This is a genomic window from Streptomyces sp. NPDC020192, from assembly GCF_044388685.1.
GTDB lineage: Bacteria > Actinomycetota > Actinomycetes > Streptomycetales > Streptomycetaceae > Streptomyces.
The window spans coordinates 191,452-213,427 of the sequence record NZ_JBIRXG010000012.1 but is presented as its reverse complement, the minus strand read 5'-3'; the positions used below and the strand labels follow the sequence as shown (position 1 = coordinate 213,427).

The following is a 21,976-nucleotide window of genomic DNA, read 5'->3' as shown; positions in this document are numbered from 1 at the left end:
GGTTGTTTACCCCGGAGTGTGTCGCGCGGGCCAATAGAACTGCTTCTGCTGGGTTCCCTGAGTACCGGAGTGCACCGGGCCGAACATGGCGCCGTGGCTGCCACGGATGAGCGGGGAGCAGAACTTCGTGCACACGCTGTTGGACGCGGCCCCGTGTGTGGGCAGCCAGTCCGGCTCCTTCTTGCCCTCGTTCATGCGGCTGAGGTAGGCGAGGATGTTCTGCTCCGCGTGACCGCCCTTCACCTTCGGCGGGATCTTCATGTAGGCGTCGTTGGGGATCGGCACCAGCCCCAGGGACTTGGCCAGTGCGATCTGGTCGGCGTCGAGTTTGCTCTTGCTCGTCCCCGCGACGAACGTGACCGGCCCCTTCGGCCCCTGGGCATGGATGATCGCGACGGTCTGCTTCTCGCGCTGGATCTTGTTCTGCTTGAGATTGTTGATCTGCACCGCCATGTCCTCCATGGCCTGCATGCACGGCGCGAGCCCCATGGGGTCGGACATGGTCGCCGGGTTGTCCACGTACCCGGCGGGATTGGGTGCGGGATCCAGTCCGAGCGGGTCGGGGGTGACGTAGCGGCCGGGCTCGGGGTCGTAGTGGCGGAAGTGGTTGTAGTGGAGACCGGTCTCCGGGTCGGCGTACTGGCCCGGGAACCGCAGCGGGGTGTACGCGCTCGCGTCACGGTTCCAGGCGGTGGTGCCCCACTGGGTGGACCGACCGCGCCACGCGATCTCGCCGGCCTCGTCCACGAGTTCGGTGGGCGTGCCGATCAGGTCGGTGACCATGGCGAAGAAGCGGGAGTCGATCTCCTCCCGGTCCGCGCCCACTCCCCGGGTCTCGGCCTGCGCCAGCGGGCGCATTCCGTCGTACTCCCAGGTCAGCGTCGTCCGCGTGGTGCTGTCGTGCTGTTCCGACAGCCGGCCGCCGTCCCAGGAGAAGACGGTCTCCTCGACGACCGTGCCGTCCGGTGCGTGGCGGCGTTTGGCCGTGCGGCGCGCGAAGGCGTCGTACGCGTACGTCCACAGCACGCCGTCGGGTGTGGTGCAGGACGTGAGCCGGTCCTCGGCGTCCCAGGTGTAGCGCCAGACGTCGGGCTTGCGGGACAGCCGCTTGCGCCGGCGCTCGACGACCCGGCCGGCGGCGTCGTAGGTGTAGTGCAGGGAGCCGGCCGAGCGCAGCCGCGTTCCGTCGTAGCCGCGCGGGCCGCGTGCGTCGGGGTGCGGTGCCCGGTCGGGCCAGGAGGCCTCGGTCTGGTTGCCTTCGCTGTCGTACAGGTAGTTCTCGGTCCAGTCCCGCGCTTCGACGGCCAGCGGGCGGCCGTCGGGGTCGAGCGTGAACTGCCTGCTCTCACCCGTCTGCTGGTCGGTGACGGCGAGGAGCTGGTGGTCGGGGCGGTAGCCGTAGGCACGGGCACGGAGGGTCCGTCCCTGGCCGCGCAGGGTCTGCTCGCTGACCCGGCCGACGGCGTCCCAGGAGGTGGCGAGGGTGACGACGTGGTCGGGCCGGCCGAAGGTACGGGTGAGTTCCTGGCCCACGGCGTCGTGGGTGAAGGTCACCGGCCGGCCGGCGAGTTCCATGCGGGTACGGTTGCCGGCCGCGTCGTAACTCTGGCGGGTGACGGCGCCGCTGGGGGTCGTACGGCCGGTGCGGCGGCCCACGGCGTCGTAGGTGTAGCGATGGGTGCGGCCGTCGACCGTCTCGGCGGTGAGCCGGCCCTGCGTGTCCCATTCCAGTTCCATGACGGAGTGCGGGGACTCCGCGCGCAGCAGGCGGCCCGTGGGGTCGTACGCGAAGGAGGTGACGGTTCCGTCGACGTCCTTCGCGACGAGGCGGCCGACCGTGTCGTAGTGCTGGGTGACCGTCTGTCCGAGCGGGTTGCCGCGGGCGACCGTGCGGCCGGCGGTGTCGTGCGCGTAGGTGAGGGTACGGCCGTCGAAGTCGGTCTCGCGCACCACCTGCCCGGCCGGGTCGTAGGCGTAGGACCAGGTCTGCCCGGCCGCGTTGCGGACCTCGATGAGGCGCATCTCGGTGTCGTAGGCGAACTCGTGGCGCGCACCGCCCGGTTGGACGCGTGCTGTGAGCAGGCTGAAGTGGGTGTACTCGAAACGGGTCGTGCCGCCGTTCGCGTCCGTCGCGGTCAGGCGGTTGCCTTCGCCGTCGTACGTCCACGTCTCCTCGGTGCCGTCCGGCCCGACGCGGCGCAGGAGTTGGCCTTCGGCGTCCCATTCCAGGCGCGTGACGGCGCCGAGCGGGTCGGTGATCGAGGTCGGCCGGCGGAACGCGTCACGGGTGAAGGTCCACGTGTGGCCGAGGGCGTCCGTACGGGCCGCCGGCAGACCGGCCGGGTCGGGCCGGAACGTCTCCGTGGCGCCGAGGGGGTCGGTGATCGCCGTGATGGCGCCGCGCTGGTCGTGCGCGTACCGGGTGACCGTGCCGTCGGGGGCGATCAGCTCGGTGTGGTTGCCGGCCTGATCGTAGGCGCACCGCCACACGGCTCCGTCGGGCCCGGTCATCACGACCGGCATGCCCCGCTCGTCGTACTCGGCGGTGGTGAGCGTGCCGTCGGCCTCCCGGACGGCGATGAGATTGCCGTCCTCGTCCCAGGTCCACTCGGTGGTGCCGCCCGCCGCGTCCGTACGGCTCAGCGGGCGGTCGTAGCGGTCCCAGCGCTGGGTGACGGTGTCTCCGAGCGGGTCCGTGACCGCGACGACCTGACCGCGCCAGTTGGCGTGGTACACGGTGGCGTGACCGAGGGAGTCCGTGTAGGTGACGGTCGTCGTACCGTCGGCGTCCGGATCGCCGTATGCGATACGGGAGTCGAGGATGCCGTCGCTGCCCCGGGTGGCGACGACACGGCCCCGGTCGTCGTATGCGTACGTGAACCGGGTGCCGTGCGAGTCACGCCAGGCGGTGATGCGGTGTGCGGTGTCGTAGGAGTAGTGCACCGGCACGTCCAGGCCGTTGCGCACCTCGACGAGGTCGGCCGTGTCGTCGTAGTCGTAGGCGCGCAGCCGGACCGGGGCGTCGTCGGTGAGGAGGTGCAGGGCGGTGACGCGACGGCCCCCAGGGGCGGCATCGACCCGGATGCGGTATCCGCAGGTGTGGGTGATGGCGGTGGGAGTGCCGTCGTCGGCGCGCTCGATGGTGATCGCGTTGTGGTTCCGGTCCTCGATTCCGGTGAGCCACCACACGCCGTCGGACGCCGGGGACGGTTCGAAGGAGCGGCGCAGGCCGGTGCTCGGGTCGTCCACGGTCAGGACGTACGTCGTGCCCTCACTGACATAGGTCAGGGGAAGACGCGCTCCCTCGGCCGGCTGGACCCGGTCGCCGACGAGGTCGGGGAGCCGGGGGTAGACGAGGATCGAGCCGTCCTCGCGGTACCACCAGGCACCGTCCGGGGAACCGCCGTTGTCCTCGAGGCGTTCGTCCAGTGTCGAGCACCAGGACGGACCGAAGAAGCGTCCGCCCTGGTATCCCGTCAGATGGGTACGGCGCACGGTCAGCGGCAGCACACCGGCGAGGTCGGCATCGGTCTGCGCGAGCACCATCTGCCCGCTGGCCATGTCGACCGGGTCGCCGCACAGCTGCCTGTTGTCCATCGCGCGGGCCTGCTTGGACAGCTCTCCCGGGTGAAGGCCCGGCTCACCGTGTGCGCCGTGCTGCCCGTGCCTGCCCCCGCCCTCACCGGGACCGCCCTTACCGAGGGCGATCCCGTCGAGCTTGCTGCGGATGCCGAGGTCGTTGTGCTTGTGCGCCCGGGAGGCGGCCCTCACCCGGTCCGGGACGGTCTCGGTGACATGCTTGGCGATCTTGTCCAGGGCCTTCTCGGAGCCGTGCAGTGCACCTTCCAGGACCGAGTCGAAGGCCTTGGTGAAGGGGGTCTTGCCCTTGGTGCGGCCGAAGGCGCCCTTGGCGCGGCCGAGCGGGGAGGAGCTGGCCAGGTGCAGTTCGCTGCCGTGCGAGGAGACCCTGCCGGCGCCGCTCTCGAACTCGTCGTGGTCGATGAACAGGTCCGCGTTGCCGCCCGCGCCCCCGCCGTCCGCGGAGGCGAGCACGAAGCCGCCGCCCGCGCCTTTGGCCGAGGCCAGCTGCAAGCCGCCGTGGCCGTGGCCATGACCTCCGCCGTTGCCGGCGCCGCTGGGGTCGGGAGGCAGGGAGAACGCGTCGTTCGCCAGGTTCAGCACCGTGTCCTCGACCATCGCCTCCAGCTTGGCGTTGACCGGCGCGGTGACCTGGGCGATCAGCTCGTTCACGATCTGGTCGGCCGCTTCGTCGACGATGCGTTTCACCAGCTGGCGCATGGCGGTGACCTCCGCCGCGCCGAGGACCGCGGACAGGCCTCCGGTGACGAACGACAGCCCCAGCGAGAGGCCCACCGAGCCCGCCATGACGGCGAGTTCGGCCTCGGCCTTCGTCTTCATCGCGAAGATGATGTCCGCTACGACGTCACAGGCGTCCGCGAACAGGCGGGCCAGCTCCGGGATCTTGTCCAGGTGGCCGGCCTTGACCTGGGACCAGTGCGTCTGCATCGAGTGCACGGCCCAGCCCCGCGAGGAGGCGAGGATGCGCTCCACCGCGTTGTGCGCGTCCGCGCCGTGACCCTCGAACTTGTCGGCGAACTCCCGCATGGCGTGGGCCATCTCGCGGTAGTCGTCCTCGTCGACGTTCGGAAACTTGATGCCGATGTAGTCCAGGATCTGGTCGAGCCATCCTGGCAGGACGTAGCCCATCCCCCGTCAACCGCCTTCCCCCGGCACCAGCCAGGCAACGCATCACACGTGCGAATGAATGGTAACGAGATCACTTGACGGGGGATCAAGTTCGTGCGGCCGCTTGTGACAGGGCTGCGACGTGCGGCCTCCGGTGCCGCCGCCGTCACGCCTCCGGCGCCGGCTCCACGCGGGCCTTGCCCCGGCCCACCTGGGTGCGGACCGCGCCGATGCTGGCCGCTATGACCAGGGCTATGGCGGCTGCCTCCGGCCACGACAGGGACTGGCCGAGGATCAGGAAGCCCGACGTTGCCGCCAGCGCCGGTTCCAGGCTCATCAGGATCGCGAACGTGGAGGCGGGGAGGCGGCGCAGGGCCAGGAGTTCGAGGGTGTAGGGGAGGACCGAGGAGAGCAGGGCCACCGCCGAGCCGAGGGCGAGGGTGGTGGGGTTCAGAAGGCGCGCGCCTGCCGAGGCGATGCCGATCGGGAGGAAGAGGAGCGCCGCTATCGCCATGGCCAGGGCCAGGCCGTCCGCCTGGGGGAAGCGGCGGCCCGTGCGGGCGCTGAAGAGGATATAGAGCGCCCACATGGCACCGGCACCCAGGGCGAATCCGACACCTGTGGGGTCCAGGTCGCCGAAGCCCCCGCCGCCCAGCAGGAACACGCCGAGCAGGGCGAGGCCCGCCCACAGTGCGTTGATCGCGCGGCGCGAGGCCAGGACGGACAGGGTCAGCGGGCCGAGGACCTCGAGGGTGACCGCCGGGCCCAGCGGGATGCGGGCGACCGCCTCGTAGAAGAGGCCGTTCATCGCGCCCATGGTGATACCGAACGCGAACACCGTGCCCCAGTCGGCGCGCGAGTGGCCGCGCAGCCGGGGGCGGCAGACCGCGAGGAGGACGATCGCCGCCGCGAGGAGGCGGAGGGCGACGACGCCCGACGCGCCCGCCCTCGGTATCAGCGTGACCGCGAGCGCGCCGCCGAACTGGACCGAGACACCGCCGGCCAGCACCAGGCCGACCGGGCCGAGTGAGCCGAGACGGCGGGGTGTTCCGACCGGGGGCGCCGAGGTCGGCGTGGCCGTGCTGGAGGTGCTGGGGACGGTGGTCACGGGCAGTCCTGGGCTTGATCGAGTACGTCCATCGCGATGTACTACCAGGTCCAGGGTAATAGACTTCGACAGGAGCGTGAACCCTTTAAGGGACTGTCCCGGATGGTGGGATGCCGGGTGGATGTCGGGTCAGATGCCTTGCCGCCAGGCCTCCTCGTCCCGGAAGAGGGGGCGGCCGTCGGGGAGGTACGACGGCACGGTGCCGTAGGGGTCGTGGGCCGGCTGGGGCGCCGCCCATGTCTGTACGGGGACCTGGGCGGCGTGGTCGTACGCCTGCGGTTGCGGCTGCGGCCGTACCGGTGTCTCCTCCCACAGCGGCATGCGCAGCTCGCCCGTGTCCATCACCGCGTTGTTCTGCGAGCGGTGCAGCCGGGCGTACGCGCCGCCCCGGGCCAGGAGTTCCTCGTGGCGGCCCGTTTCGACGATGTGGCCCCGGTCCACGACGAGGATGCGGTCGGCGTCGGGGGCGAGGTTGAGGTCGTGGGTGATCATGATCGTCGTACGGCCGGTCATCAGGCGGCGCAGGGGTTTGACGACCCTGCGCGCGGCCATCGCGTCCAGGCCGGTCGTCGGCTCGTCCAGGACCAGGACGGGAGCGTCGCGCAGGATCGCGCGGGCTATCGCCAGCCGCTGGAGCTGGCCGTAGTTGGCAAAGGGGCGCTGTGAATGCCTTGGGATTCCTTGGTGGTTCCTGAGAGACCCGCGCCAAGCTGAGAGTTCTCTTATGAACCTGAGGGCAGGCTTATGATCCGGCGCCGGTACTTTCCCCGGCCTCCTTCTCCAGTGCCTCCGCCAGCACCTCCGCCAGATGCCGTCCCCGCGCCCCGGCCAGCTGCTCCAGCTGGGTGCGGCAGGAGAAGCCGTCGGCCAGGATCAGTGTCTCCTCGGGTGCCTCGCGGACCGCGGGCAGGAGCTGTTCCTCCGCACAGGCCCGGGACACCTCGAAGTGGCCTTTCTCGAAGCCGAAGTTGCCCGCGAGGCCGCAGCAGCCTCCGCTCAGCTCTCCGGTGAGGCCCGCCGCCTCGCGCAGGCGGCGGTCGGGGGTGTCGCCGAGCACCGCGTGCTGGTGGCAGTGGGTCTGGCCGGCGACCGGGCGGTCCACGGCGGGCGGGGTCCAGTGCGGGGCGTGCCGCTCCAGGGCCTCGGCGAAGGTGAGGACCGCCGCGGACAGCTCGGCCGCGCGCGGATCGTCGGGCAGCAGCTCGGGCAGGTCGGCGCGGAGGGCCGCCGCGCAGCTCGGTTCCAGGACGACGACCGGGACCCGCGCCCGCAGCACCGGCTCCATCAGGTCCAGCGTGCGGCGCAACACCGCGCGGGCGCGGTCCAGTTGGCCGGTGGAGACGTAGGTCAGCCCGCAGCAGACCCGGACCCGGCGGGCCGTGAGGAGTGCGGTGGCGGGCCGCGGCCGACCGGTGCCGAGCGCTGCCCCGCGCGGCAGCAGCGTCGGCGGCAGGGCCACCCGCAGCCCGGCGGCCTCCAGCACCCGGACCGCGGCCCGGCCGACGGACGGGGACAGATGCTCGGTGAAGGTGTCGGGCCACAGCACCACCAGGTCACCGGTCACCCGGGCCGGTTTCCGCCCGCGCCACCAGGCCGTGAACGTCCGCGCCGCCAGCCGGGGGATCTCCCGTTCCGGCGCGATTCCGGCCAGGCGTCTGCCGAGCGCGGCGAGGGGCCGTACCGAGGCGAGGGCGTTGAGCAGCGGGGCCGTGCCCGTGCGGGCGGTCCAGCGCAGCCACTCGGGCAGGCGGCCCATGCTGTGGTGAGCGGCGGGGCGGCGCCGGCCGGCGTAGTGGTGGTGCAGGAACTCCGCCTTGTAGGTGGCCATGTCGACGCCGACCGGGCAGTCCGAGCGGCAGCCCTTGCAGGACAGGCACAGGTCGAGGGCGTCGCGGACCTCCGTGGAGCGCCAGCCGTCGGTGACCAGTTCGCCCGCCAGCATCTCGTGCAGCAGCCGGGCCCTACCGCGCGTGGAGTGCTCCTCCTCGCCGGTCGCCCGGAAGGACGGGCACATCACGGAGGGGCCGGTCACCGTCGTCGTACGGCATTTCGCCACGCCGACGCAGCGGCGGACGGCCGCGCGGAAGTCGCCGCCGTCGGACGGATAGCCGAAGGTCACGTCGACGGGCTTCGCCGGGAGCACGGAGAAGCGGAGGTTGGTGTCCAGCGGGGCCGGGCGGACCAGCATGCCGGGGTTCAGGAGATCGTCCGGGTCCCAGACCGCCTTGGCCCGCTCGAAGAGCCGGACGGTCTCGGCGCCGTACATGCGCGGCAGCAGCTCCGCGCGGGCCTGCCCGTCCCCGTGCTCCCCGGACAGCGAGCCGCCGTGCGCCACCACCAGGTCGGCCAGTTCCTCGGAGAAGCGGCGGAAGCGGCCGACGCCGGCCTGGGTGAGCAGGTCGAAGTCGATACGGACGTGGATGCAGCCGTCGCCGAAGTGGCCGTACGGCGTGCCGCGCAGCCCGTGCGCGGACAGCAGCCCGCGGAAGTCGCGCAGATAGGCGCCGAGCCGGGCGGGCGGCACCGCGCAGTCCTCCCAGCCGGGCCAGGCCTCGGAGCCGTCGGGCATCCGCGTGGCCGTGCCGCTCGCGTCCTCGCGGATCCGCCAGAGCGCGCGCTGGACGGCCGGGTCCGTCACCACGATCGCGTCCACCACGTCGGCCGCGCGGACGATCTGCTCCGCACGCGCGCGTGCCTCGGCCGCCGACTCCCCGCCGGTCTCCACGAACAGCCAGGCACCCCCCTTCGGCAGCCCGGCGGGCGAGCGCACCAGGTCGGCCGCCATGCCCTCCACCGTCAGCGGGCCGAGCGGCAGAAGTCCGGCCGCGGCCTCGGCGGCCGCGCTCTCGTCGCCGTACCCCAGCACGGCCAGCGCACGCGCGCGGGGCGCCTCCACCAGCCGTACGACCGCCTCGGTCAGGATGCCGAGCGTGCCCTCGGAGCCGCAGAAGGAGCGGGCCACGTCGGCGCCCTTCTCGGGCAGCAGCGCGTCCAGCGCGTACCCCGAGATGCGGCGGGGCAGCTCCGGGAAACCGGTGCGCAGCCGGGCCGGCTCGCCCTCGGCCAGCTCCCGCAGCCCCTCCGGCGCCCCGGCCCAGTCCTGCCCCAGCCGCAACCGCCGGCCGCACGCGGTGAGGACGGACAGCTCCCGCACACTGTCCGCGGTGGTCCCCCAGGCCACCGAGTGCGAGCCGCACGCGTTGTTGCCGATCATTCCGCCGAGCGTGCATCTGCTGTGCGTGGAGGGATCGGGGCCGAACCGCAGCCCGTGCGGGGCGGCGGCCTCCTGGAGCCGGTCGAGGACGAGCCCCGGCTGGACCACGGCCGTGCGGGCGCCGGGGTCGATGGAGATCAGGCCGTTCATGTGCCGGGTGAAGTCCAGCACCACGCCCGTGCCCGTCGCCTGCCCGGCGATCGACGTGCCCCCGCCGCGCGCCACCACCGGCACCCCACGCTCCCGGGCGACCTCCAGCACGGCGGCCACGTCGTCGGCGTCTCTCGGGGCCACGACGCCGAGCGGGACCCGTCGGTAGTTGGACGCGTCCATGGTGACCAGCGCCCGGGAGGTGACATCGAAACCGACCTCGCCCCGGACGGCCCTGCGCAGCTCTGCTTCAAGACCCGAGTGATCCGTCATGCGTCCAGGATGCATCCGCTCACGCACAGTCACCGGAAGTTTTCCACAGTCCCGCCCATATCGTCGTACAAACAGTCGTACAAGTTCACAAGTCCACGACCCGGCGATCTCGTCTCATCGGACGGACACGGTTCCGCCCGGTTTAGCCCAGCGGATACCCTCCGACTCGTGGCCGACATCCAGATTCCCGCTGACATCAAGCCCGCCGACGGACGATTCGGCGCGGGCCCCTCCAAGGTGCGCACCGAGGCGCTGGACGCCCTCGCCGCCACCGGTACGTCCCTGCTGGGCACCTCCCACCGCCAGGCGCCCGTCAAGAACCTGGTCGGCAAGGTCCGCGAGGGCATCTCCGAGCTGTTCTCCCTGCCCGAGGGCTACGAGGTGGTCCTCGGCAACGGCGGCTCCACCGCCTTCTGGGACATCGCCACCCACGGTCTGATCGAGAACAAGTCCCAGCACCTCAGCTTCGGCGAGTTCTCCTCCAAGTTCGCCAAGGCGGCCAAGCTCGCCCCGTGGCTGGCCGAGCCCACCGTCATCGCCGCCGACCCGGGCACCCACCCCGAGGCGCAGGCCGAGGCGGGCGTCGACGTCTACGCCTTCACCCACAACGAGACCTCCACCGGTGTCGCCATGCCGATCAAGCGGGTCGAAGGGGCCGACGAGGGCGCGCTGGTCCTCGTGGACGCCACTTCGGGCGCCGGCGGCCTCCCGGTCGACGTGTCCGAGACGGACGTCTACTACTTCGCCCCGCAGAAGTCCTTCGCCTCCGACGGCGGCCTGTGGATCGGCGTCTTCTCCCCGGCCGCGATCGAGCGCGCGGAGCGCATCCACGCGAGCGGCCGCCACGTACCCGAGTTCTTCTCGCTCCCCACGGCGATCGACAACTCCCGCAAGAACCAGACGTACAACACCCCGGCGCTGGCCACCCTCTTCCTCCTCAACGAGCAGCTGGAGTGGCTCAACGGCCAGGGCGGCCTCGCCTTCTCCACCGGCCGCACCAAGGACTCCTCGACCCGCCTGTACACCTGGGCGGAGGAGTCCAAGTACGCCACCCCGTTCGTCACCGACCCGGCCAAGCGCTCGCAGGTCATCGGCACGATCGACTTCTCCGACGAGATCGACGCGGCCGCCGTCGCCAAGGTCCTGCGCGCCAACGGCATCGTGGACACCGAGCCGTACCGCAAGCTCGGCCGCAACCAGCTGCGCATCGCGATGTTCCCGGCGATCGACCCGGCGGACGTCGAGGCGCTGACGAAGTGCGTCGACTTCGTGATCGAGAAGCTCTAGCGTCTCGGCGAGTACGACGGTGAAGGGCGCCTGGCGAGGAATCGCCGGGCGCCCTTCGTCTTACTGAGCCGGATCGCCCCAGTCTCCGAAGAACAGGTCCTCAGCGTCGGCCACGGTCAGGGACCCAGGGCAGTCTCTGAGCCGCGCCCGAACAGTGTCGGAGACCTCGACACCGCGCACGGCAAGGACGCGAAGGATGTCCTGCGAGTGGGCCTCGGCGCAGCCTGCGATCCAGCACTGCTCGACGAGGGAGCCGCCTCGGGGGAACTCCGGGGCGCCTACGCGAACTGCTGGAGGAAGGCCTGCCAGCTGTCGCGGGAGACGGTGAGGAGGGGGCCGTTCTGCTGCTTGCTGTCGCGGACGGCTCGGCCGCCGGGAGCGGTGTCGGCGACCTCGACGCAGGCGTTCTCCTGGCCCGAGTACGACGACTTCCAGAAGGGGCTTACGACCTCGGTCACGATGTATCTTCCTTCAAGCTCCGCAGTATGCCCCGGATGAGCTTCGCACTCGCGTCCGGTGCCAACGCTGCCGATCGTAGTAGGTCGTATGCATTGGCGTAAGCGGCGAGATCCTCGGCCCCTTCAAGGACCGACGTGCCGCGCAGATTGTCCATGGCAACTGCTTCGACCGTCGGCTCCTCATCGAAACTGAAGGAGTAGAAGGCAGAGGAGTACCCGGCCAGGACACCCGCGCTGAACGGCAGCACCTGCACAGTGACGTTCTTCCGCTTTCCGATCTCAAGGATCGCGGACAGCTGTTCGCGGTGAATCTCGACGCTCACCAGCGGGTGCGCGAGGACCCCTTCCCAGAGGATGGCCGTGTACGACGCTCCGCCCTCTTCGATCTTCGCCTGCCGCCCCACGCGCACCTTCACCAACTCGGCGCCCCGTTCCGGATCGATGTAGTGGGGGCCGCCAGCGATAACCGCCTCCGCGTAGGCCGGAGTTTGCAGAAGCCCCGGAACCATGACCGGCTGCCACTCGCGGATGTAGGTCGCGTCGTCCTCCAGCGCGATGTGATCGACATAGTCCGGTCGCAGGTGCTCCGCGTGTTCGAGCCACCAGCCCCGGTTCTTGGAGTGCTTGGCCAACTCCTCCAGCTTGGAGCGCACTTCCGGGTCGGCAGCGCCATATGCATCCAGCAGCAGCCGCACCTCGATGACACGCGGAGTTGCGTGCCCGCTCTCAATCCGGCTGATCCTGGCCTGACTTGATGCGATGACCTCGGCAGCCTGCGGTTGATCGAGCTTGGCGGCCTGCCGGTACTGCCTGAGCGCCGTACCCAATCGCCTGCTGCGCACCGTCGGCCGTCCACCTGCGGGCATGGGACCTCCCCTCTCCGTCGGCAACGATGCCACACCGACCACCAACACGGGCGTGCATCACACGATCGAGTGACACCCGCGCATGTATTCATCGATTGGGGTTGTCTCGGTGCCGAATCCACACCTAGCTTCCTGCCATGCCCGACACCACAACCTTCCGCATCCCCAAGCGCAGACAACACGTGTCAGCCGCCCGCCAGTGCATCCGCAAGGTCCTCGCGGACTGGGGCATCACCGACGAACTCGCTGACGCCGTCCTCCTGTCGGCGAACGAACTCGTCACCAACGCCGTAACCCACTGCCGGACCTCCTACGCCCAGGTCAGGGTCACGCTCACCCTCCAGGAAACGGAGTTACTGCTGGAGGTCTCGGACCCGGGCAGGGACCGACTTCCCCGGCCTCAGGACTCCGGCCCGGACGAGGAACGCGGACGCGGACTCACGCTCGTGGAGGAGCTGGCCGACACCTGGGGGCACCGGCAGGAGACGTACGCGAAGTGCGTGTGGGCCCGGTTCATGCTCACGAGAGAGGCGGAGGAGGCTCATGTTCCGGCGGGTTTATGACCCGAACCTCACCACAGAGGTCAGGACACCGGACCCGTACGTCCGGCCGCTCCCGAACCCCCGCGACGCCCGCTGGCGCCGCTGGGCCAAGCGCAACCGCGCCGCTGGCCACCGGCTGCCGTTTCCGCGCGACGAGGAGTGCTGGCGCATCCCCGCAGGTCCCAGCGCACCCCTCTGGGAAACCACCGACCACGTCGTACGACCGTACGTGCAGCGGGCACAGCCTGCGGAGATCAAGATTCCAGTTCCTGTCGATTTTCCGTGACAATTCTGGCACTGGAATATGCCATTCGATCGCATATCGTCGTTCCGTCGCCACCCCCCGTCTCACCGGCAACGACGCGCCTCGCCACCGAACAGTGACGCCGAAGCGCCGGACCGGTGACAAGCGGCATGCAGACCCTTTCCATCCGGTCTCTCCGGTCGTCGCTTCGAGGAGCTCTTCCATGTCATCCGTGTTCGCACGCCGACGCCGTTCTCTGCTGACCGCCTCGGTGCTCCTGAGCGCCGTCGGCGCCACCGCCCTCCTGCCGGTGGCCACCGCGTCGGCCGCCACCAGCTCCCATGCCGCCGCCGGCCCGTCCGCTCGCTACGCGGGCAAGGCCGTCGCCATCGGCCAGGACATGGTCGCCGTCCTGCGCAACGACCCCCGCGCCGGCGGCCCCGAGGCGTGGATCCGTGCCGTACAGCCCCACTGGCGGCCGGGCGACGCCTACATGGAGCGCGTCCTGACCAAGCTCGACCGCGGCCACGGCGCGGCCAAGGAACGCGGCCTCTCCCTTCGCCTGGTGGGTGCCCGTGGCTCCGCTCCCGCGCTCAAGGTGACCTCCGCCAAGGGCGGCACGCACACCTTCGCGCTCCCCAAGGTCGGCACCCCTGACGCACGGGGCTGCACGCTCATCCAGGAGCAGTCCATCGGCGCCGGCACCGTCGCCGTGCTGAGCAACGGCCCCAAGGGACCGGAGGCGTTCTTCAAGGACGCGGGCGACGGCACGCGCTTCGCCGGTGTCGTCAACCGGGCGCACCCCGCGCTGCCGAAGAGCGCCGGCTTCCTCGCCCGCATCGTCAACCCCTACGGACCCGCCCCCAAGCTCCTCACCAACATGGAGGGCGGCGGCCACCCCGCGAGCACGACGGCCTTCCCGGCGCCCGGGTGCGTGAAGTGACGCGGTGGGCCCCGTGAGCGGAGCCGGTGAGCACTGACTTCGACAGGCTCACCGGCCCACAACTCGCCCAGTGGATCACGCCGCCGCACAACTCACACTCGGCACACCCCCACCCCCCGGCGCTCCCCCGAACCCGAAGCTCGCCGAACCGCCCGCCGGCACGCTCCCGTTCTGCGGGGCGTTCACTACCGTGACCGTCGAACCGCTCTGCGTGTACGACGCGTTCCACATGTTCGTGACCTGCTGGGAGCCGGTCCAGGTCCACGTCACCTTCCAGGACGACAGCGCCGTGGACCCCGTGTTCGTCACCTTCACGTCGGCGTTGAAGCCGCTGCCCCAGTCGCTGCTCACCGCGTAGGAGGCCGAGCAGGAAGCCGTCGAGCCTCCGCCACCGCCGCCACCGCCGTTCCCGCCACCCCCGGTGCTCGGGAACAACGGTGCCTTGATGCCGGTCAGATACCCGTCCTTCACCGTGTCCACGGTCGACCAGTCGTCCTTCAGGATGCCGCCCGTGTCACCGGAGTCGGGGTTCCAGGACCAGAAGGTCCACTGGAAGCTGTCGGCGCCGTACGTCGAGGTCGGGCGGAGGTAACTCACCAGTGCCGACAGCCACTTCTGGTCCACCGTCGGCTGGAGGGTCGTACCGAACTCGCCCAGCCACACCGGCGCGATGTTCTGCTTGAAGATGTAGCCCCAGTACTTGTCCCAGACGCCCGGCATGTTGGCGGGGAACGACGGGTCGCTGAACCAGCTCTGCTGGGCCACGCTGGTGGCGTAGTCGTGGGCGGAGTAGACGAGACGGTTCGCCACGTTCAGCCGTACCGGGGACTGGGCCACGCCCATCAGGTTGCCGCCCCACCAGCCGGACACGCCGTTGTACGACTGCACGCCCTCCACGAAGATCAGCAGGTTCGGGTTCACCGACAACACCGCGTTTCCGGCGCGTTCCGCCGCCAGGCGCCAGTCGACCGAGGTGTCGCCACAGCCCCAACAGGCCGGATTGTGCGGCTCGTTGTGCAGGTCGATGCCTATCACCGTGTCCTGGCCCAGATAGCGGGTGGCCAGCGCCTTGAGGTCGGTCATCCACGTCGACTCGGGGACGGAGGACGTGTACCAGAGGGCCGACTGCCCGCCGGCGTCGGGGCGGTGCCGGTCCAGGATGACCTTCAGGCCGTCCTGGCCGGCGTACGCCACGATCCTGTCCAGGACCTGGAGGGAGGTCAGGCCCTGGAGGTCGGCGTTCTTGCCGCTGGAGAAGTCGATGCTGTTGGGCATCGCGCCGGGCTTGAGGATGTCGTCGCTGTACGGCAACCGGATGGTGTTGTAGCCCAGCGACCTCATCTGGTCGATCATGCTCCGGTAGTCCCGGGACCACAGGCCGTGGACCACCTGGTTAGCGGTCTCGAAGCCGAACCAGTTGACCCCGGCGATCCGTACCGGCTGACCGGCCGCGTCCAGGATCTGCCGGCCGCTGGTGTGCCAGTAGCCGGCGCCGGCCGCCGCCGCGGGGGCCGCCTCGGCCGCGTGCGCCGCGTGGGCGCCGGTCAGCGGCAGGAGGACGGCCGTGGCAACGGCGCACAGCGCTCTTCGCAAGCTGCGGAACATCTCGCTGCTTCCTCTCGGGAGGCGCGGCCCAGGGCGAGTGGGAGCGCTCCCACGCACCGCGCACCTCCCAGGAAACCGATGCACCATGGACGCGTCAAGACATCCGGAGTGACAAGTGCGGTCGACAGTGCCTTCATGGAAGACATGGCCAGTCCGCGTACGAGCCCCGCGCTCACCCCGTTCGTCAAGCAGTACGCCGCCCTGCTCACGACCCACAAGCGGGACGGCTCCGGCGTCGGCACCCCGGTGAACATCGCCGTCGAGGGGGACCACGCCTACTTCCGCACCCCGGGAACCACCGGGAAGGCCAAGCGCCTGCGCCGCGACCCCGAGGTGGAGCTGGCCCCCGCCACCGTGCGCGGCGCCCCCACCGGCCCGGAGATCCACGCACGGGCCCGGCTGCTGGAGCACGGCAGCGCGGAGGACCGGCACGCGGCGAAGCTGCTGCGGCACAAGTACCCGTTCATGCACGGCGTGCTGGTGCCGCTCTCGCACAGGCTGATGCGGGCGCCGACCCTGCACTACGAGCTGCGGCCGGTGCCGGAGACGCCCCCCGGGAAGTGGGCGGAGCCCACCGGTCAGTGACCGTTCAGCTCCGGCGCCGCAGCCGCCGCAGTCCGAAGAGAGCGGCCGCGCCGACGGCGACGATGACGGCGCCGAGCTTGTAGCTCCCGGCGTCCGGACCATCGCCCGCCGACCCCGAACTTCCCTTTGCAGACGGTGACTTGGCGGACGGCTGACCGGGCGCGTCCTTCGCCACGACCTCGCTGTCCACACCCTCGCTGCTGTACAGCAGCTTGGTCCCGTCGGCGGAGTAGGTGACCCCCTCGCCCTGCCTCTGCAGGGGCACGTCGAGTTGGCCCTCGCGCTTGATCCGGCCGCCGTTCCAGTCGTAGGAGATCCCGCCCAGGTAGCCACGTACGGCGAGCTGTCGGCCGTCCGGCGAGAAGGCGGCGTCCGTGGCCCACAGGTCGACGGTGGCGATGGGCTTGAAGATGTTCGCGCCGGAGGTGGAGAGGGTGGCCGGGCCCTCGTACAGGTGCCCGCCGTCCTCCTTCTTGTCGATGATGTAGACGCGCCCGGTCTTCGGGTGGACGACCAGCGACTCGGCGTCGCGGGGCCCGTTCTCGTACTTCACGACGTACTGCGTGGCGGTGACCGTCTCGTCCTTCAGCACCTTCGGCTCGGGCAGCCGGTAGATCCAGACGTACGGCCACTTGCCGCCGAAGTTGTCGCCGATGTCGCCGAGGTAGATCTGGTTGTCCGGCCCGATGGAGATGGCCTCGTCGTCGCGCGGCGCGCCGATGCCGCGCAGGGTGACGCGGGCGACCGTCTTTCCGGTCCGGCTGTCGACGGCGAAGATGTACGGGCCGTCGCCGCTGTCGTTGTGCGTCCAGTAGATGCCGGGGTGCCGGCGGGAGGCGGCGAGGCCGCTGGACTCGGCGATGCGGGGGTCCTTGAGGGTGAAGCCCTGATCGCCGGTGCCGTCCGCGGCGGAGGCGGGCACGGTGAGCGCGCCCATGAGAAGGACCCCGGCGAGGACGGCGAACGATCGGCGCATGCCCCAAGCCTGCCATTCCCGCCGGGGGTTCGGCGGACGTGGTGGGCCTCACACCCCATGGGTATGCGTGATCGTTCATCATGAGCGGATGCTCAGACTCATGCCCGTAGGTGACTCCATGACGATCGGGAGCGCGGGCGAGCACACGTGGCGTTACCGGCTGTGGCGACACCTGTGCGAGGCGTACGACGGTCCGTTCACGTTCGTCGGTCCGCGGGAGGAGCTGTACGACAAGACGGCCGAGGCCCCGGTGTCGTACGCGTACGCCGAACCCGGTTTTCCCCGCCGGCACCTGGCGGGCTGGGGCGAGGGCTGGCTGCACATGGCCCCGCTGATCGGGGAGGCGGTACGCGCCCACCGCGTGGATGTGCTGCTGGTCTCCCTCGGCCTGATCGACCTGGGCTTCTACACGAACGCCGAGCAGACCGCGGAGAATGTGCGCGCCTTCATCGCGGGGGCCCGGGAGGCCGACCCGCGCATCCGCATGGTCCTGCTGCCGGTGATACCGAACATACGAGCCGAGCAGGACGCCGACTTCGCCGCCCAGGTGGACCTCTTCAACGTCCTGCTCGCCAAGACGGTGGCCGACCTGGACGAACCCCGCTCGCCGCTGCTGCTGGCCTCGATTCCGGAGTCGCACGACATCCACGTCGACACCTACGACGGCACGCATCCCAACGCCGGCGGGGAACACCGGATCGCGGAGGCGTTCGCGGGGGCGATGTGGGAGGCGTGGGGGGTTGGACAGGTGTACGTGGCTGGAACGGATTGACCGATTTACGGCGTCTCCTGGTGACCGTGCGTATCGTTGAACCGCGCGGCTGCACCTGTCCGTGGGGCAGCCGGGGAGGAGCGCCACGATGACCGTCCTTGAAGACAGGATCGAGATGGCCGAGGAGAGCGGCGAGCTGACGCTGGACAGCCTGTTCGCGTCGCTTGAGCGGATCACCCCCGAGGGATACAAGGTCGAGATCGTCGAGGGGGACATCTTCATGGCACCGCAGCGGGACACCCACTGGGAGATCATCCTGGACATCGTCGAGCAGTTGCGGACCAAATACCCGCGCAAGCGCATCAAGTCGGACGTCCGCATCGACTACCCGGGCCACCTCAACGGCTTCTGCTCCGACGTCACCCTCATGGCCGAGGGCGCCGAGAAGACACCCGGCGGCCTGTGGCGCTGTGCCGACGTCGAGTTCGTCGCCGAGGTCATCTCCAAGGGCACCGCCGCCAACGACTACGCCCCCAAGAAGACCGCCTACGCCACCGCCGAGGTCCCCGTCTACGTCATCGCCGACCCCTACCAGCGCCGGTGCCACATTTACACCCAGCCCAAGGAAGGCGACTACGAGATCGAGACCACGGTCCGCTTCGGCAGCGACCTGGACCTCACCAAAACGCTCGTTGGCCTCACCCTCAAAACCGACGACTTCCCCCGCGACTAGCCCAACTCCCACACCGACAACGCCTCCCCCGACTCCTCCGCCGTCACCCACAGCCCGCCCCCCAGCGCGGCCGGCGGACGGGAGCCGACCGGCGCCGGGTAGCTGATCTCCACCGGCCTGCCCGCACCCCCCGTGTCGATGAGCCAGTGCCGCCCCTCCCCCCACTCCTCGTCGCCCTCGACCGTCGCGCCGATCAGGGTCGTCTCGTCCAGGAAGCCGCCCGCCCAGTCCCAGTAGGGAAGCGCCTCGTCGTTGTCGGGCTCGGCGTCCGGATGCCGGGGGACGGAGGACTCGGCGTGCCACTCCAGGGACTCGACCGCAACACCGCTCGTGTCGCGGACGGCCAGGGCGTTCTGGTCGTGGGTCACGGTCATCAGCCGCTCGCCCGAGGGGCTGACGCTCATCAGGGCCAGGTCGCCCTCCGGGTACGCGACGGCCAGCGACTCCCCGTTCCAGCGGCCCCAGCGCAACGGCGCCCCGTCCTGCCCCTCCCCGATGCTCAGCCCCATCTGCCAGGGGTCCGTCGGATGGGGCACATGGAAGCTGCCGGCCGCCGCGGACTGGGCGTCGGCCCGCGCGAGCACCCGCCCGTCCCCGGCGTCCAGCAGCAGCCACTCGTCCATCGCGGCCGGGCTCAACTCCCCTGTGGACAACGGCCCGCGCACATGCGCCCAGACCAGCTTCCCGTCCACGGAGAAACCGGCCGAACCGCGCTCCGGGTAGCGGTGGTCGGGGGCGTCGGCGTACTCCTCGTACGACGCGTGCATCGCCCGGCAGGCGCCGTACCAGCAGCCGTGCCGGATCTCCCAGCGGACCGCGCCCGACGGCTCCACGGCACGCACGGCGTGCACCCCGGCGAACACGGCCAGGCTCGCGTCCGGCGCCACCGCCCAGGTCCCGCGCCGCCGCGGCCAGGGGGCGGGCAGCCGCACCCGCTCCCCCGACGGTACGAAGGCGTCGTCCAGCGGCTGGACCACGAGCGCGTCGTCGGCGCGCTGGGCGAGCAGGCGCCGGCCGGGCAGCCCGAGCAGCTCCGGGACGTCGGCCGCCGAGGCGGGCAGCAACGCGGGGACGGTGGCACGGAGGCGGGCGGCACGAGTGGACACGAGGGTCTCCCTGGTCTCCCTGGAGCGATCGACTCGCGAACCCTATGCCACGTCCCAAAGGTCCTTGCTTCGAGCGCACTTCACGCCGTTGGCTAGGGAACCATGAAGTACACGCAGCTAGGACGTACGGGACTCAAGGTCAGCCGGCTCGTTCTCGGGACCATGAACTTCGGTCCGCAGACGGACGAGGCCGACAGTCACGCGATCATGGACGCGGCGCTGGACGCGGGCATCAACTTCTTCGACACCGCCAACGTGTACGGGTGGGGTGACAACAAGGGCCGCACCGAGAGCATCATCGGCAACTGGTTCGCCAAGGGCGGCGAGCGGCGCGACAAGGTGGTCCTCGCCACCAAGGTCTACGCCAACATGGCCCCCGAGGGACCGACGGCCTGGCCCAACCACGACAAGCTCTCCGCGCTGAACATCCGGCGCGCCGTGGACGCCAGCCTGAAGCGGCTGCAGACCGACTACATCGACCTCTACCAGTTCCATCACATCGACCGGGACACTCCCTTCGAGGAGATCTGGCAGGCGATCGACACCCTGGTCCAGCAGGGCAAGATCCTCTACGTCGGCTCCTCCAACTTCCCCGGCTACAAGATCGCCCAGGCCAACGAGATCGCCGCCCGGCGCGGTGGCACCATCGGGCTGGTCAGCGAGCAGTGCCTGTACAACCTCTTCGAGCGGCGCGCCGAGATGGAGGTCATCCCGGCCGCGCAGGACTACGGCCTCGGGGTCATCCCCTGGTCCCCGCTGCACGGGGGCCTGCTCGGCGGGGTCATCAGGAAGGAGGCCCAGGGCGGTCGCCGCGCCTCCGGCCGGGCCGCCGAGACCCTGGCCGACCCCGCCGCCCGCGCCCGGATCCAGGCGTACGAGGACCTGGTCGACAAGCACGGCCTGGAGCCCGGCGAGGTCGCCCTCGCCTGGCTGCTCACCCGGCCGGGTGTGACGGGTCCCATCGTCGGCCCGCGCACGGCCGACCAGCTCGCCTCCGCCCTCAGGGCCGCCGAGCTGGAGCTGAGCGAGGAGCTGCTGGCGGGCCTGGACGAGGTCTTCCCCGGCCCGGGCCCGTCCCCGGAGGCCTTCGCCTGGTAAAAGCACCCCGAAGGGGCGCGGGGAACTGCGCGACCAGCCACGACGGACCCACAGCCGCCGGACGACGCGCACTCCCCCGCCCCTGAGGCGGCACAACCACCCTCTACTTCACGGCCGAGGCCAAGGCCACCACCACGAACAACAGCACAAGCACACCGGCCATGATCCGGTTCCGGATTTTCGGGTCCACGTCACCGAGCCTAGCTGCCCCCGCCAAGCGGCCAGCGGGCAACGTCCTCGTACCGCGGCTGCTCCCCCGGCTCCCCCGACCGCGGCAGATTGCTGCGCACCAGCACCAGCTCGCCCACCGTCCAGGTCCTGCTGGTGAAACCCCGGAGCAGATCGACAAACGGCCGTACGTCCACCGAGTCCCGGCTCCGCGCCACCGTGAGGTGCGCCTTGTAGCGCCGGTGCTCCCCCATCGGCAGCCCCGCCTTCCGTGCCGCCGCCTCCGCCCGCTCGGCCAGCAGCCGCATCGCCTCCACCTCGCCGTAGGCGCCCGTCCACAGGGCCTTGCCGTGCCCGAACTGGCCGCCGCCGGAGAGGGCCAGGTCGAAGGGGGCGGTGCGGTGGGCCGTGCGGGACAGGCGGTCCGACAGGTCCGGTACGAGGTCGTCGGCGACCTCGCCGTAGAAGGCGAGGGTGAAGTGCCAGCCCGGGCGGTTGGTCCAGCGCAGCCGCTCCGCGCCGGGCAGCCTTTTCAACGTGGCGATCTCGGCGGCGAGTTCATGGACGACGTCCTCCGGGGGCAGCACCGCGGCGAAGAGTCTCATACCTTCACCTTCGCAGACGCCGGTGGGCATGATGGCCTTCATGACGATCACCATGCGCGAAGGCGGACCCGACGATCTTCCCGTGATACTCCGCATGCTCGACAGCTGTGTGGAGTGGCTGGTCGCGCAGGGGCGCACCGGCCAGTGGGGAAGCGAGCCGCTGTCGGAGAACCCGCGGGTGGCAAATTCGGTCGCCGGGTACATGGCGGACGGCACCACGTACATCGCCGAGGTCGACGGTGTGCCGGCCGCCACGCTCACCGTCACCGACGCACCCGGCGCCTATCTGGCGCACCTTCCGGCGCCCGGCGAACCCGAGCGGTACATCCACTGGCTCGCCTCCGACCGCCGTTTCAAGGGGCGGGGCGCCGGTGCCGCGCTGCTCGCCCACGCGGCGGAGGAGACCCGGCGGGCCGGGGTCGGTCTGCTGCGCGTGGACTGCTACGCCGGCGGCGACGGCAAGCTCGTGGCCTACTACGAGGCCAACGGCTTCGTCCCGACCGAGACCTACACCTCCGGCGCGAACGGCGACTGGCCGGGGCAGGTGCTCGCCCGGCGGGTGTGACCGCCCGGCGAGCGCCCCCGGTGGGGTGAGG

The 21,976-nt window shown here is 70.7% G+C and carries 17 protein-coding genes and 1 pseudogene; 8 read left to right on the top strand and 10 right to left on the bottom strand.

All coding sequences use genetic code 11. From position 1 onward, the window contains the following. Positions 1-6: 6 nt before the first annotated feature. From ACH47Z_RS23960 to ACH47Z_RS23945, 4 genes and pseudogenes are all read right to left on the bottom strand, one after another. Positions 7-4,728, bottom strand: a complete 4,722-nt coding sequence (locus tag ACH47Z_RS23960; RefSeq protein WP_399076843.1) for an RHS repeat-associated core domain-containing protein — start codon at positions 4,726-4,728, stop codon at positions 7-9. 145 nt (positions 4,729-4,873) lie between these two features. Continuing rightward, positions 4,874-5,815, bottom strand: coding sequence for an EamA family transporter (locus ACH47Z_RS23955; protein WP_399076841.1), 942 nt, complete (start codon positions 5,813-5,815; stop codon positions 4,874-4,876). Positions 5,816-5,944: 129 nt separating this feature from the next. Continuing rightward, positions 5,945-6,457: pseudogene (locus ACH47Z_RS23950) on the bottom strand (ATP-binding cassette domain-containing protein); the annotation flags it as partial. A gap of 100 nt (positions 6,458-6,557) precedes the next feature. Beyond that, positions 6,558-9,452: an FAD-binding and (Fe-S)-binding domain-containing protein gene (locus ACH47Z_RS23945; RefSeq protein ID WP_399076839.1), complete on the bottom strand. Its 2,895-nt coding sequence runs from the start codon at positions 9,450-9,452 to the stop codon at positions 6,558-6,560. A gap of 168 nt (positions 9,453-9,620) precedes the next feature. On the opposite strand from ACH47Z_RS23945, the gene serC reads away from it, so the two are divergent. Further along, on the top strand, positions 9,621-10,739 hold the full coding sequence (serC, locus tag ACH47Z_RS23940) for a phosphoserine transaminase (RefSeq protein WP_399076837.1): 1,119 nt from the start codon (positions 9,621-9,623) through the stop codon (positions 10,737-10,739). Positions 10,740-11,017: 278 nt separating this feature from the next. On the opposite strand, the gene ACH47Z_RS23935 is transcribed toward serC, so the two are convergent. Continuing rightward, positions 11,018-11,197, bottom strand: coding sequence for a DUF397 domain-containing protein (locus ACH47Z_RS23935; RefSeq protein ID WP_399076835.1), 180 nt, complete (start codon positions 11,195-11,197; stop codon positions 11,018-11,020). Further along, positions 11,194-12,063 carry a helix-turn-helix domain-containing protein gene (locus tag ACH47Z_RS23930; protein ID WP_399076833.1) on the bottom strand — a complete coding sequence of 290 codons (870 nt, stop codon included), beginning with the start codon at positions 12,061-12,063 and terminating at the stop codon, positions 11,194-11,196. The genes ACH47Z_RS23935 and ACH47Z_RS23930 overlap by 4 nt, the downstream gene beginning before the upstream one ends. A 137-nt stretch (positions 12,064-12,200) precedes the next feature. Between ACH47Z_RS23930 and ACH47Z_RS23925 the strand changes: the two genes are divergently transcribed. Together ACH47Z_RS23925 and ACH47Z_RS23920 are read left to right on the top strand one after the other, a co-directional pair. Continuing rightward, positions 12,201-12,626 (top strand): ATP-binding protein, encoded by a 426-nt coding sequence (locus ACH47Z_RS23925; protein ID WP_399076831.1) that lies wholly within the window; start codon positions 12,201-12,203, stop codon positions 12,624-12,626. A 446-nt stretch (positions 12,627-13,072) separates the two neighbouring features. Beyond that, the gene (locus tag ACH47Z_RS23920) at positions 13,073-13,792 is read left to right on the top strand and encodes a hypothetical protein (RefSeq protein ID WP_399076829.1); all 720 of its coding nucleotides are present in this window, start codon (positions 13,073-13,075) and stop codon (positions 13,790-13,792) included. A gap of 75 nt (positions 13,793-13,867) precedes the next feature. Here ACH47Z_RS23920 and ACH47Z_RS23915 read toward each other — a convergent pair whose 3' ends face one another. Then, positions 13,868-15,397, bottom strand: a complete 1,530-nt coding sequence (locus ACH47Z_RS23915; RefSeq protein ID WP_399076827.1) for a cellulase family glycosylhydrolase — start codon at positions 15,395-15,397, stop codon at positions 13,868-13,870. Between the two features lie 135 nt (positions 15,398-15,532). On the opposite strand from ACH47Z_RS23915, the gene ACH47Z_RS23910 reads away from it, so the two are divergent. Continuing rightward, positions 15,533-15,982, top strand: a complete 450-nt coding sequence (locus tag ACH47Z_RS23910) for a PPOX class F420-dependent oxidoreductase (RefSeq protein WP_399076824.1) — start codon at positions 15,533-15,535, stop codon at positions 15,980-15,982. 4 nt (positions 15,983-15,986) lie between these two features. Here the strand turns inward: ACH47Z_RS23910 and ACH47Z_RS23905 are convergent, their stop codons facing one another. Continuing rightward, positions 15,987-16,958 carry a WD40 repeat domain-containing protein gene (locus tag ACH47Z_RS23905; RefSeq protein ID WP_399076822.1) on the bottom strand — a complete coding sequence of 324 codons (972 nt, stop codon included), beginning with the start codon at positions 16,956-16,958 and terminating at the stop codon, positions 15,987-15,989. A gap of 88 nt (positions 16,959-17,046) precedes the next feature. Here ACH47Z_RS23905 and ACH47Z_RS23900 point away from each other — a divergent pair, with 88 nt between their 5' ends. Both ACH47Z_RS23900 and ACH47Z_RS23895 read left to right on the top strand, forming a co-directional pair. Next, positions 17,047-17,730: a GDSL-type esterase/lipase family protein gene (locus ACH47Z_RS23900; protein WP_399076820.1), complete on the top strand. Its 684-nt coding sequence runs from the start codon at positions 17,047-17,049 to the stop codon at positions 17,728-17,730. An 88-nt stretch (positions 17,731-17,818) separates the two neighbouring features. Continuing rightward, entirely contained in the window at positions 17,819-18,403 is a 585-nt protein-coding gene (locus tag ACH47Z_RS23895) for a Uma2 family endonuclease (protein ID WP_399076818.1), read from the top strand. Here ACH47Z_RS23895 and ACH47Z_RS23890 read toward each other — a convergent pair. Next, the gene (locus ACH47Z_RS23890; RefSeq protein ID WP_399076816.1) at positions 18,400-19,509 is read right to left on the bottom strand and encodes a hypothetical protein; all 1,110 of its coding nucleotides are present in this window, start codon (positions 19,507-19,509) and stop codon (positions 18,400-18,402) included. The genes ACH47Z_RS23895 and ACH47Z_RS23890 overlap by 4 nt on opposite strands. A gap of 102 nt (positions 19,510-19,611) precedes the next feature. On the opposite strand from ACH47Z_RS23890, the gene ACH47Z_RS23885 reads away from it, so the two are divergent. Then, entirely contained in the window at positions 19,612-20,607 is a 996-nt protein-coding gene (locus ACH47Z_RS23885; RefSeq protein ID WP_399076814.1) for an aldo/keto reductase, read from the top strand. 200 nt (positions 20,608-20,807) lie between these two features. On the opposite strand, the gene thpR is transcribed toward ACH47Z_RS23885, so the two are convergent. After that, a complete protein-coding gene (thpR, locus tag ACH47Z_RS23880) occupies positions 20,808-21,380 on the bottom strand; it encodes an RNA 2',3'-cyclic phosphodiesterase (protein WP_399076812.1) in 573 nt (190 codons plus the stop codon). 40 nt (positions 21,381-21,420) lie between these two features. Between thpR and ACH47Z_RS23875 the strand changes: the two genes are divergently transcribed. Beyond that, entirely contained in the window at positions 21,421-21,945 is a 525-nt protein-coding gene (locus ACH47Z_RS23875; protein WP_399076810.1) for a GNAT family N-acetyltransferase, read from the top strand. Positions 21,946-21,976: the final 31 nt, after the last annotated feature.

What these genes read in the sequence shown, in the direction of transcription:
- ACH47Z_RS23960 (WP_399076843.1), bottom strand. Translation starts at nt 4,728, where the DNA reads ATGGGCTACGTCCTGCCAGGATGGCTCGACCAGATCCTGGACTACATC.
- ACH47Z_RS23945 (WP_399076839.1), bottom strand. Translation starts at nt 9,452, where the DNA reads ATGACGGATCACTCGGGTCTTGAAGCAGAGCTGCGCAGGGCCGTCCGG.
- ACH47Z_RS23930 (WP_399076833.1), bottom strand. Translation starts at nt 12,063, where the DNA reads ATGCCCGCAGGTGGACGGCCGACGGTGCGCAGCAGGCGATTGGGTACG.
- ACH47Z_RS23925 (WP_399076831.1), top strand. Translation starts at nt 12,201, where the DNA reads ATGCCCGACACCACAACCTTCCGCATCCCCAAGCGCAGACAACACGTG.
- ACH47Z_RS23920 (WP_399076829.1), top strand. Translation starts at nt 13,073, where the DNA reads ATGTCATCCGTGTTCGCACGCCGACGCCGTTCTCTGCTGACCGCCTCG.
- ACH47Z_RS23915 (WP_399076827.1), bottom strand. Translation starts at nt 15,397, where the DNA reads ATGTTCCGCAGCTTGCGAAGAGCGCTGTGCGCCGTTGCCACGGCCGTC.
- ACH47Z_RS23910 (WP_399076824.1), top strand. Translation starts at nt 15,533, where the DNA reads ATGGAAGACATGGCCAGTCCGCGTACGAGCCCCGCGCTCACCCCGTTC.
- ACH47Z_RS23905 (WP_399076822.1), bottom strand. Translation starts at nt 16,958, where the DNA reads ATGCGCCGATCGTTCGCCGTCCTCGCCGGGGTCCTTCTCATGGGCGCG.
- ACH47Z_RS23900 (WP_399076820.1), top strand. Translation starts at nt 17,047, where the DNA reads ATGCTCAGACTCATGCCCGTAGGTGACTCCATGACGATCGGGAGCGCG.
- ACH47Z_RS23895 (WP_399076818.1), top strand. Translation starts at nt 17,819, where the DNA reads ATGACCGTCCTTGAAGACAGGATCGAGATGGCCGAGGAGAGCGGCGAG.
- ACH47Z_RS23885 (WP_399076814.1), top strand. Translation starts at nt 19,612, where the DNA reads ATGAAGTACACGCAGCTAGGACGTACGGGACTCAAGGTCAGCCGGCTC.
- thpR (WP_399076812.1), bottom strand. Translation starts at nt 21,380, where the DNA reads ATGAGACTCTTCGCCGCGGTGCTGCCCCCGGAGGACGTCGTCCATGAA.
- ACH47Z_RS23875 (WP_399076810.1), top strand. Translation starts at nt 21,421, where the DNA reads ATGACGATCACCATGCGCGAAGGCGGACCCGACGATCTTCCCGTGATA.